Source organism: Xanthomonas populi (assembly GCF_002940065.1).
In the GTDB taxonomy this organism is placed as follows: domain Bacteria; phylum Pseudomonadota; class Gammaproteobacteria; order Xanthomonadales; family Xanthomonadaceae; genus Xanthomonas; species Xanthomonas populi.
Window position 1 is genome coordinate 62,776 of sequence record NZ_MDEJ01000003.1, and the last position, 9,676, is coordinate 72,451.

Genomic DNA, 9,676 nt, shown 5'->3' on the forward strand with positions numbered 1-9,676 from the left:
CATGCCGCGCCACGCTCGCGGATTCGATGTGGAGGCTGCGTTCGCGCAGTTGGCTCGGCGCGACCGCGCGCTGGGGGCGTGGATGACGCGCATCGGCCTCATCGCACCGCCGCCGGGCTGGCGCAAACCGTTCGATCCGGTGGATGCATTGGCGCGCGCGATCCTGTTTCAGCAACTCAGCGGCAAGGCGGCGTCCACGATCGTGGCACGGGTGGAAGTGGCGATCGGCGCGCAGCGTTTGCATGCCGAGACGCTCGGTCGTGTCGATGACCTCGCACTGCGTGCCTGCGGCGTGTCCGGCAACAAGGCGCTGGCATTGCGCGATCTGGCGCGGCGCGAACGTGAAGGCGAGATTCCCTCGTTACGCAGGCTCGCTTTCATGGACGAAGACGCGATTGTCGAAGCGCTGATACCGGTGCCCGGTATCGGCCGCTGGACGGTGGAAATGATGCTGATGTTCCGCCTTGGCCGCCCGGATCTGCTGCCGATCGACGACCTTGGCGTACGCAAAGGTGCGCAGCGCGTGGACAAGCAGGAGCAGATGCCGACGCCGAAGGAACTGGCCGCACGCGGCGAACGCTGGGGTCCGTATCGCACCTACGCCGCGTTCTATTTATGGAAGATCGCCGACTTTAGCGTGGCGACCAAGGTGCCGATACCGCGCTCGCAGGAATAGCCGCGCGAGCCTGCAGCTGATGCGTGCTGCGTTACGCCGTAGACCAGCGCCAGTGCCACGGCTCGTAGACGATGCCATGCGGGTTGTCGCGCGGATAGCTCAGGCGAAAACCGAAGCGCTGCGCATTGTCACGCAGCCATGCGAATTCGGGCGTGGTCTCGAAGGATTCTTCCACCGGCGGCTGGCCCGGCGTCCCGATATCCAGTGCATCGCCGCTGTGGTGTTCGCTGAAACCCGGCGCCGTGTTGATCGCAAGAATCTGGGTCACGGTCATTCCGCATGCGAGCTTGCGTTCGAAAATCGCCAGTTGGTAATCGTGGCTGCGATATCCCGACAGCGCGTCCAGCAGGATGCCGGTGCGTGCGGCGTCGGCCCGCATCCGTCGCCAGCCACGGCTTGCACCAGCGCTGAGCCACAACGGCCGTGCGAAGCGATCGTTCCCGGAAAAGTGCAGGGCGGCAGGTTCGGGCACCAAGCTCAGCCCGGTCTGACGCGGATACGCGTCCACGTCGATCTCCAACTGCGTCAGTCGCTGTTGCACACCGCTGACCTGCAGTGTGGTGTGCGATCGATCGGGGGCATGTCGGTCGATCGTCTCCAGCAGCGCCAGTGCCTCATCCAGCCCGGCTTCGTAGGCCAATCGCGGCACCAGTGGCATCACGCCCTGCGGAAGATGCGCGGCCAGATAACGGCCATCGCGCTTGCGCCGCAGCAGCCAGTCGGCCTGCGACAGCACGCGCGCATCCGCATTGCCGCGCGCGCGCAGCAGATCGGCCGGCCACAGTTCGATGTCGGAGGTATTGAGCAGACAGCGTGGAGAGTTGCGCATCGCCGCAGCTTAGCCGGTGCGGCGTGAGGGCTGCCAGTCTGGCAAGGCACGAATGCTTGCGTCCTTTACGCGGCTGGACTGCGGTTTGGTGCCGGTGTCAGCGCATGCACGACGCCCATGCCGCGATCTCTCGCGTTCTTCATTCAGCAGATATCCAATCTGCCTGAAACCCGTTTTGTTTATGCATCAGCTTCTTTATCGCTATGCGGCTTGGGCAAGCGCCCTGCCTTGCGCAGCGCATCGCGCAGCACGTATTCGATCTGCGCGTTGAGGCTGCGCAGTTCGTCGTCGGACCAGCGCTGCACAGCGGCCAGAACATCGGCGTTGATGCGCAGCGGGTAGGCCTTTTTTTCGTTCACTCGTGCTCCCCGCAACCGCTGTGGCGGCACAGATGCATCACCATCGAGACGATCACGATGTTGACGCCGACGAGCATGCCGATTACCACCGCGTACATGCCGGCGCGGTGGTCGCCTGCCCAATACAGGCAGGCGGCGCCGATCAGGATCACCAGGCTGATCAGCGCCCAACGCAGGCCCAGACCACGGGCGCGGTCGTCGTCGTCCGCGCCGATGGAGTCGGCGATTGCTAGCGCGGGCAACCCGCAGAGAGCGACGACCAACGGCACCATGACATTCATTGCATCACCTCAATACAGCGAGCCGGCGTTGACCACCGGTTGGGTGCCACGATCGGAACACAACACGGTGAGCAGGTTGCTGACCATGTGCGCCTTGCGCTCTTCGTCCAGTTGCACCACACCATCTTTCTGCAATTTGGACAGCGCCATTTCGACCATGCCCACCGCACCGGCGACGATGCGTGTACGTGCAGCGATCACTGCATTGGCCTGCTGACGCTGCAGCATGGCCTGGGCGATTTCCGGTGCGTAAGCGAGGTGGCTGATGCGTGCTTCGATCACATCCACGCCGGCCTGGGTGAGTCGCTCGTCCAGATGGCGCTTGAGCTGTTCGCTGATTTCGGCCGGGTGGCTGCGCAGCGAGATCTGATCGTCTTCGTGCTGATCGTAGGGGTAGCTGGTAGCCATCGCGCGCAGCGCCGCTTCGGACTGGATATGCACGAAGCTTTCGTAATCGTCAACGTTGTAAACCGCTTCTGATGCGTCCAGGACCTGCCACACGATCACTGCGGCAATCTCGATCGGGCTGCCATCCAGTTCGTTGACCTTGAGCCGACCGCTTTCGAAGTTGCGCACGCGCTGGCTGACGCGGCGCTTGGCATAGAAGGGATTGTTCCAGCGCAGCCCCGGGTCCTTGACCGTGCCGACGTACTTGCCGAACAGGCTCAGCACTGCAGCCTGATTCGGTTCCAGCGTGTACAGACCGGCCAGCGTGAAGATGCCCGCCGCCACCACTAGTAGTGAAGCGAGGAACCCGCCCGGCGTGGTGTTGGTGGCAGCCATGGAGGTGAGGATGAACCACGCCGCGCCCGCGAATGCCGCGCCTGCGGCGAGGACGACGGGAATGCCCGGCAGTGAGCTGATCGGCTTCTTTTTCATGAGTCATGATGTCCTTGGGGAGTGGAAAAAAGATATCAAATTGATATCAGTCGGTGCAAGGGCTTGGACCGGCGGTCGCGGTGACGGCCCGTTAGAATGGCGGCCCCTTCCGATCTGGACCGCGCTTATGACTACTCTCGGCACGCCGTTGTCGCCTTCCGCCACCCGCGTGCTGTTGCTGGGCTCGGGCGAGCTGGGCAAGGAAGTGGCGATCGAATTGCAGCGCTTCGGTGTGGAAGTGATCGCCGCCGATCGTTACGCCAACGCGCCGGCGATGCAGGTGGCGCACCGTTCGCACGTGCTGGACATGCTCGACCCCGAGGCACTGCGCGCGCTGATCGCCAAAGAGCAGCCGCACTTGATCGTGCCGGAGATCGAGGCGATCCATACCGAAACGCTGGTCGCGTTGGAGCGCGAACAGGGCCAGAAGGTGATCCCGACTGCGCGCGCTGCCCGTCTGACCATGGACCGCGAAGGCATCCGTCGCCTGGCTGCCGAAACCCTGGGTCTGCCGACCTCGCCGTATCGCTTCGTCGACACGGCCGCCGAATACCGCGATGCCATCGCCGCCGTCGGCCTGCCGTGCGTGGTCAAGCCGGTGATGTCGTCCTCGGGCAAGGGCCAGAGCACCTTGCGCAGCGAAGCGGAGATCGATGCGGCGTGGGAGTACGCGCAGACCGGCGGGCGTGCCGGCGCCGGCCGCTGCATCGTCGAAGGCTTTATCGACTTCGATTACGAGATCACTCTATTGACGGTGCGGCATGCCGGCGGTACCTCGTTCTGCGATCCGATCGGGCATTGGCAAAAAGATGGCGACTACCGCGAGAGCTGGCAGCCGCAGCCGATGTCGCCGGCCGCGCTGCAGCGCTCGCAGCAGATCGCGCAGGCGATCACCGATGACCTTGGCGGCTGGGGTCTGTTCGGCGTGGAGTTGTTCGTCAAGGGCGACGACGTCTGGTTCAGCGAAGTCTCGCCGCGCCCGCACGACACCGGCCTGGTCACGCTGGTCTCGCAGGACGTGAGCGAATTCGCGCTGCATGCGCGCGCCATTCTCGGCCTGCCAGTCGGCGCCAAGAACGGTGGCGTGATTGGTCAGAAGGGCCCGTCTGCATCGTGCGCGTTGCTCGCACATGGGCACGGCGTGCCGGTCTTCGACAACGTCGCCGACGCATTGCGCGACCCGGACACCGCACTGCGTTTGTTCGGCAAACCGCGTGTGGATGGCCACCGCCGCGTCGGTGTCACGTTGGCACGTGCCGACAGCATCGATGCTGCGCGTGAGAAAGCACGTGTGGCCGCTGAGGCGTTGGTGATCAGTTTGAAAGACTGAACGCTGTGATCGTCATGGCGGGGTTGCAGTGCCGCGCAATGACGCAACGCACTGATGGCTCGGGTGGACGCTGCCGTCCCCCGGGCGGCGCCGGTGCGGGTTTACGATGGCCGGCTGCGGTTCGGACGTTCTCAGTCCGATGCGCGAGGAGCCTGCACTGTGCTCGCTCCCGCCGCACAGGATGTTGTTCAACGATGGTCCGAGTGAGTTGAGCTGAGATAGCTCAGAAACTCAACGATTCGAATCCCGAATTCGGAATCACGGCTTCTCAGCGCACATCCACCCACACCGCATGATGATCGCTGCCATCGGCAATCGCCGCTTCCGGCGCGCTGTTGGCGGGCCAGAAAATGCCGCTACCGATCAAATGGAACTGGCGTGAGGGCAGCACGTAGTCCAGGCGCATCGTGCCAGCCTGCGGGCCGAAGTCGCCGGTGACCTGCTGTGGGTCGCCGGTGTGCGCAATGCCTAGCGCGGCGTATTCGGCGGTTTTTTCCGGCCCACCGTCGCTGTGCGGTGTGGGGTACTGCAAGACACGCGGGTGCGTGATCAGTGCGCGGATCGCATCGTGGCGGCCGGCGCCATCGACGGGATCGTTATTGAGATCACCGAGGATGACGAAGCGTGCGTCTGTAGGCAAACCACCGCAGTGGCCTTGATCGTCGCACAGCCATGCAGCGTCTGTGGGGTTATCCAGATACTCGCGCCATAGCCGCAGTTCGTCGTGATTGCGGGCGGCGTTGCGCTGTTCGGCACCGTCGAACACCGGCGGTGTGGGATGCGACACCAGCGCGTGCACCACGCCCAGCGGCGTGCGTACCGGCACATCCCAATGCGATTTGGACGACAGCCGCAGTTGCGCCCAGATCGCATCGCTATAAAACGATTTTTTACTGGAAGGATCGGTGGGGCGCAACGCACCCGGCAGCGCGCTCCATTTCAGCAACTGGAAACGGCGTACCGCCTGCGCGTCGATCGGATAGCGCGACAACACCAGCATGCCGTACTGGCCGGCGTGCAATCCGTAGCCCCAGGCATCGTTGCCGCGCGAGCGACCGTCGCCGCCGACAGTGCCATTGTTGTCCAGATCCAGGCCGCTCGGCACGCCGGTATTGACCGGTGCCACATAGCGATACGGATAGCGCAACGCTTCTCCGCCGCCAGGCTGAGCGACCTGCAGATAGCGCTGCTGGAACAGATCTGCGGCGCGGTGCTCGGGGTCGAAGTCGAACTCGTTGAGCAGCACCAGGTCCGGGCGCACCCGCTGCAGCACCGCGGCGATCTTGCGCGCATGCGCGCTGTCGCCTTGCAGTTCGCGCACCAGGCCGCCGGCCTCGTCGGAATACAGCGAGGTGTTGTAGGTCGCGATGCGCAACCGGGCCGGTGCGGACTCGGCAGTGGCCGTATCTGACGAGGGCGCGCGATGCGCGCAAGCAGCGCACAGCACGGTCAGCGCAAGCAGCGGCAGAGGTTTGATCATCGCGGCATTCTCGCATGCGGGATACGACAGACCGATGTCGTCCTCGCCTAGTTCAACGTGCCGGTGTAGGCGCGGGAAGTCCACGCCACTGGCGGCCATCGTAGGCTTCCAGCGCGCTGAAGCTGCGCTTGTAATTCATCTTCGCGTGGCCATCGATCCAGTAGCCCAGATACACATGCGCGCGGCGCTCGCGTTGTGCCCACTGGATCTGCTGCAGGATCGCGAACGTGCCCAGGCTGCGCGCAGCGGCATCCGGTGCGTAAAACGTATAGACCGCCGACAACGCATGCTCGGTGACGTCTGTGACCGCAACGGCGAGCAGGCGCCCCGGTGCGTGCGCCACCGCCGGTTCACGGATTTCCAGGAAGCGCCCATGCGACCAGCCGCCGACCAGAAACTGGTCGAATTCGGTGGCGCCATGCTCGTCCATGCCACCGCCGGGATGGCGGTGTTTGAGGTACTGTCGATACAACGCGAGTTGTTCGTCGGTGCGTTCGGCGGCGACCACGCGCACCACCAGGTCCTGGTTGCGCGCCAGACAACGGCGTTGACTGCGATCGGGCCGGAAGGAATCCACGGCAATGCGCACCGGCACGCAGGCGCGGCAACGTTCGCAATGCGGCCGGTAGATCAGATCGCCGGAGCGGCGAAATCCCCACGCCAATGCCTGCGGATACATCGCGCCCAGCCGCGGATCGTGCGGGTCCAGCACCAGGTCGCGCGCACGGCGCTCGGACCAGTAGCCGCAGGCATGTTCGCCGGTCTGGAACAGACGCAGGTCGTCGTGGGGGTCGGCGTGGATGGCCATGCACGCAGGATAGCGCCTGCGCGTCGCAACAGCGGCGACCGTCCGCCGGATGAATACGCCCGATGTGCGCGTCAACCTACGCGTCGATGGCGCGTTGATGTGGGTGTTGGTGGCAGCGCACGGTGGATCCGGATGCGCCACCCACGCGATGCGGCCCATGCAGGTGCCGCGTGTGGTTCCCACATCCCAGGAGTTTCTCATGACGTCTCGCAAACCGTTTCTCGCACTGGCCGTGCTGGCTGCCCTGTCCACCGGCGCGGTGTTCGCCGCCCCGCCTGCCGCTGGCGATGCGCCGCGTCCTGCCAAGCTCGACAAGAATGGCGATGGCGTGATCGACCGCAGCGAAGCGGCGGCCGATCCGAAGCTGGCCGCACAGTTCGACACGCTGGACACCAACAAGGACGGCAAGCTCTCGCGCGATGAGCGCCCGCATCATCGGGGCCCGGGTCGTGATGGACGCGACGGACGCTGCGAATGGCTGAGCAAGCTCGATACCGACAAGGACGGCCGCATCAGCCGCGAAGAAGCCAAGGCCGACCCGAGGTTCGCCGCGCGTTTCGATGAGATGGACGTCAACAAGGACGGCGTTGTCGATCGTGCCGATCGTGAGTTGCGCATGCAGCAGCATCGCGATGCGTGGTTTGCCAAGGCCGACACCGACAAGGACGGCAAGTTGAGCAAGGCCGAGTTCGATGCGGCCTCCAAGCAGCGTGGCGAACACGGTCCGCGTGGTCCAGGTGAGCATGGCGATCACGGCGATCACGGCAAGCGTCCGATGCCGGCCAAGCCTGCGACGGGCAATTGAGCTCATCCAGTCGCTACAGCGTTACCAGGCCGCAGGGCTGCGGCAGGGGCAGTAGCTGCATCATTTAAAAAGCAACATGTAACAAGGCGCCGATCGACCGACGGCCTCCCGCGTAAGCAGGAGGCTGTTTTTCTGTGCTGGATGGCTGCCTGAGTCGGTCGATTGCGGCAATCGCTGCCTCCGTGCAGCCATGGCAGAAAACTGGCGGGCTGATGCAATTGCGCCAGTCGTTGCCAGGCGCGCAGGAAGGCTTTCTGCGCGCCTGGCAACGACTGGCGGCGATATTGCGTGTGATCGCCACGCGATGGCGGTCACCATGTTCTGGCAGGCGCGCACAATGCGGCCGCACGCCTGCTGGCAGCCGGCGGCAGCGATGGGTAATTCGCGTTGCAACATCAGATCCAGCGTGTCGGTGTGCATCGGCGCAATCCATGTCCTGGTCCGCGCATGACGTATGCGGACGCCTTGATGAGCGTGTTCATCAGCTCATTGGGCGAGAGCTGCTTGACGTTGGATTCCAGCCCCCAGACTTCGCGCACCGGCGCGCTGATGTCGATCGACTTCAAGGTGCGCGGGTAGATGTCGCCACCGGCGCTGATCAGCTGGGCCTCGTAGTCGGCCCAGCTGGAACGCGACGGTGCTTCCACGCCACCGGCACGGTGTCCGGCACACCGTAGGTGCCGATGCCCTGTATCTGGTCTAGCGCCATCATTGGACTGCCGGATTACTGGTGCCTGGCCCGTCCCTGCTGCCCGGCGATCAGCGTTGCGCCGCAGGCAAGTTTGTCGCCGTCCAGAGCGGCCCTGCGCCTATGGATGTTCAGTTGACTGGAGGCGCCGGCAATGTGAGTGCGCCCATGCAGCGGACATATCGCAGGATGGCCCTCACACGCAAACGCCTGACCATCGATGCCTGCGTGCTCGAAACCGGCGAGCACATGGCCACCATGGCTGTGGGCGTCGCCTTCGACGATGAATGCACGGCTCATTGAGGGTCTTTCCATCCCGGTACGTGCGCCATGAAAGGATTCTTGCCGCGATGCTCGGTGTTGGCGTGCTTGCTGGCCGCATCCGGCGGACTGACCATCGCGATACCCGCGTAACCATCCGGGGCCAGGTTCACCGTCGCACTGGTGCGATCGTCTTCATAGCCTGCCTGGATCGCCAATCCGATCTGCACCAACGCCGAACTGACACCGGTATTGCCCAGCCGCCGACCGATGTCGTAGCCCTGGTGCTTGTCGTCAAGCTCGATACCTTCGGCATTGTCGTGCAGCGCCTGGGTCAGGGGGATGACCCATTCGCGATCCAGGCTGGTGTCGTAGAACACCCGTGTCGGCTTAGCATCTTCCGGTAGCGCCGCCACCGCTTGTGCCCAGCCCTTGCGCAGTGCGTCTACCTGCGCGGCGCGCTTGAGCGGCTGGCCCTGGTCGTCGGTCAACGCAATACCACCGGGCGATGCAGATACCCCAGCAATGGCGACGCTTCGAACTGCTGCACCTGCCAGCGCGCCCAGCGCACCGGCAGATAAGCGCTGGGCTTGAACTCCCCCGGACCCTTGTTGCTGATCTGCTTCCACAGCTCGGGGAGTTGCGCGATCCACCAATCGGCTTTGGGTACACCGGGGCCATCAGGGAACTTCACGCCCTTGGCTTTGAGTTCACGCTCGAATTTATCGTCGAAGACGTCGCGCTTCTCCCAGAAAAAATTCCACAACTTGATGATGTCGTACTGTGTGTCGTCCTTGTTGATACCGTCGCCTACATCCACCGCATATGGGCGCACCAACCTGTCTACCCGATCGCTGCGTGCCACCAATAGCGCAGTCATGCTGTCTGGCATTATCGGCACGTGTATCCCTTCCGGCTGCTTTGGCAGACCGGGTGATTCCCAGCCGTATCGCCCTCCTTCCGAATCGTTACTGACCAGCAATACTTCCGGCACATCAGGATGATCGTCGAAGAACTGGAACAACCGTTCCAGGGTGCCTTGTGCACTCGCTACGTTGGCGTCATCCTGCCAAAGGAATAAGGTAAGTCCCAGGCTTTCGGACTGGCGCCAATACGCAATTCCTGATGCCATCGTGCTGCCATCATTGATCGTCGTCGGCGGCCCAATGACGATCACTGGTAACGGCCAGCGCTCAACCGCTTCCTTAGAGCCTGTTCAAAGTCTTCTAAGCAGCAACGCCAGGAACGCCAGGTGGATCATCTGCAAGCTGGTGTTGAGC

The 9,676-nt window shown here is 63.8% G+C and carries 10 protein-coding genes and 3 pseudogenes; 3 read left to right on the forward strand and 10 right to left on the reverse strand.

Features of this window, described 5'->3' with window-relative positions; translation table 11 throughout:
* Position 1: 1 nt before the first annotated feature.
* Positions 2-676 carry a DNA-3-methyladenine glycosylase family protein gene (locus tag XpopCFBP1817_RS01110; protein WP_128415616.1) on the forward strand — a complete coding sequence of 225 codons (675 nt, stop codon included), beginning with the start codon at positions 2-4 and terminating at the stop codon, positions 674-676.
* A gap of 31 nt (positions 677-707) precedes the next feature.
* Here the strand turns inward: XpopCFBP1817_RS01110 and XpopCFBP1817_RS01115 are convergent, their stop codons facing one another.
* The 4 genes from XpopCFBP1817_RS01115 to XpopCFBP1817_RS01130 form a co-directional block, all read right to left on the reverse strand.
* Positions 708-1,505 (reverse strand): M15 family metallopeptidase, encoded by a 798-nt coding sequence (locus XpopCFBP1817_RS01115; protein ID WP_128415617.1) that lies wholly within the window; start codon positions 1,503-1,505, stop codon positions 708-710.
* Positions 1,506-1,684: 179 nt separating this feature from the next.
* The gene (locus XpopCFBP1817_RS01120) at positions 1,685-1,864 is read right to left on the reverse strand and encodes a type II toxin-antitoxin system antitoxin (protein WP_128415618.1); all 180 of its coding nucleotides are present in this window, start codon (positions 1,862-1,864) and stop codon (positions 1,685-1,687) included.
* Complete coding sequence (locus XpopCFBP1817_RS01125) at positions 1,861-2,145, reverse strand: hypothetical protein (protein ID WP_128415619.1); 285 nt, start codon at positions 2,143-2,145, stop codon at positions 1,861-1,863. Before XpopCFBP1817_RS01125 ends, XpopCFBP1817_RS01120 begins: the two co-directional genes overlap by 4 nt.
* Positions 2,146-2,154: 9 nt before the next feature.
* Positions 2,155-3,024, reverse strand: coding sequence for an SPFH domain-containing protein (locus tag XpopCFBP1817_RS01130; protein ID WP_128415620.1), 870 nt, complete (start codon positions 3,022-3,024; stop codon positions 2,155-2,157).
* Positions 3,025-3,151: 127 nt separating this feature from the next.
* Here XpopCFBP1817_RS01130 and purT point away from each other — a divergent pair, with 127 nt between their 5' ends.
* Entirely contained in the window at positions 3,152-4,354 is a 1,203-nt protein-coding gene (purT, locus tag XpopCFBP1817_RS01135; RefSeq protein WP_128415621.1) for a formate-dependent phosphoribosylglycinamide formyltransferase, read from the forward strand.
* 268 nt (positions 4,355-4,622) lie between these two features.
* On the opposite strand, the gene XpopCFBP1817_RS01140 is transcribed toward purT, so the two are convergent.
* Positions 4,623-5,933, reverse strand: coding sequence for an endonuclease/exonuclease/phosphatase family protein (locus tag XpopCFBP1817_RS01140; protein ID WP_128415622.1), 1,311 nt, complete (start codon positions 5,931-5,933; stop codon positions 4,623-4,625).
* Positions 5,887-6,801, reverse strand: a complete 915-nt coding sequence (locus XpopCFBP1817_RS01145) for an arginyltransferase (protein WP_128415629.1) — start codon at positions 6,799-6,801, stop codon at positions 5,887-5,889. Before XpopCFBP1817_RS01145 ends, XpopCFBP1817_RS01140 begins: the two co-directional genes overlap by 47 nt.
* Before the next feature lie 40 nt (positions 6,802-6,841).
* Between XpopCFBP1817_RS01145 and XpopCFBP1817_RS01150 the strand changes: the two genes are divergently transcribed.
* Positions 6,842-7,447 (forward strand): EF-hand domain-containing protein, encoded by a 606-nt coding sequence (locus XpopCFBP1817_RS01150; RefSeq protein WP_128415623.1) that lies wholly within the window; start codon positions 6,842-6,844, stop codon positions 7,445-7,447.
* Positions 7,448-7,632: 185 nt separating this feature from the next.
* On the opposite strand, the pseudogene XpopCFBP1817_RS01155 reads toward XpopCFBP1817_RS01150, so the two are convergent.
* The 4 genes and pseudogenes from XpopCFBP1817_RS01155 to XpopCFBP1817_RS01170 form a co-directional block, all read right to left on the reverse strand.
* Positions 7,633-7,867 (reverse strand): annotated as a pseudogene (locus tag XpopCFBP1817_RS01155) (RNA polymerase subunit sigma-70); the annotation flags it as partial.
* Positions 7,868-7,875: 8 nt separating this feature from the next.
* Positions 7,876-8,079, reverse strand: a pseudogene (locus XpopCFBP1817_RS01160) (NAD-glutamate dehydrogenase domain-containing protein); the annotation flags it as partial.
* 92 nt (positions 8,080-8,171) lie between these two features.
* Positions 8,172-8,450, reverse strand: a complete 279-nt coding sequence (locus XpopCFBP1817_RS01165; protein ID WP_341865980.1) for a PAAR domain-containing protein — start codon at positions 8,448-8,450, stop codon at positions 8,172-8,174.
* A pseudogene (locus tag XpopCFBP1817_RS01170) lies at positions 8,432-9,606 on the reverse strand (type VI lipase adapter Tla3 domain-containing protein); the annotation flags it as partial. The gene XpopCFBP1817_RS01165 and the pseudogene XpopCFBP1817_RS01170, both read right to left, overlap by 19 nt.
* Positions 9,607-9,676: the final 70 nt, after the last annotated feature.

Bases quoted from the DNA above. Each gene is read 5' to 3' on its own strand.
- XpopCFBP1817_RS01165 (WP_341865980.1), bottom strand. From the start codon at position 8,450: ATGGAAAGACCCTCAATGAGCCGTGCATTCATCGTCGAAGGCGACGCC.
- XpopCFBP1817_RS01145 (WP_128415629.1), bottom strand. From the start codon at position 6,801: ATGGGCCGCATCGCGTGGGTGGCGCATCCGGATCCACCGTGCGCTGCC.
- XpopCFBP1817_RS01110 (WP_128415616.1), top strand. From the start codon at position 2: ATGCCGCGCCACGCTCGCGGATTCGATGTGGAGGCTGCGTTCGCGCAG.
- purT (WP_128415621.1), top strand. From the start codon at position 3,152: ATGACTACTCTCGGCACGCCGTTGTCGCCTTCCGCCACCCGCGTGCTG.
- XpopCFBP1817_RS01130 (WP_128415620.1), bottom strand. From the start codon at position 3,024: ATGAAAAAGAAGCCGATCAGCTCACTGCCGGGCATTCCCGTCGTCCTC.
- XpopCFBP1817_RS01140 (WP_128415622.1), bottom strand. From the start codon at position 5,933: ATGGCCGCCAGTGGCGTGGACTTCCCGCGCCTACACCGGCACGTTGAA.
- XpopCFBP1817_RS01150 (WP_128415623.1), top strand. From the start codon at position 6,842: ATGACGTCTCGCAAACCGTTTCTCGCACTGGCCGTGCTGGCTGCCCTG.
- XpopCFBP1817_RS01125 (WP_128415619.1), bottom strand. From the start codon at position 2,145: ATGAATGTCATGGTGCCGTTGGTCGTCGCTCTCTGCGGGTTGCCCGCG.
- XpopCFBP1817_RS01115 (WP_128415617.1), bottom strand. From the start codon at position 1,505: ATGCGCAACTCTCCACGCTGTCTGCTCAATACCTCCGACATCGAACTG.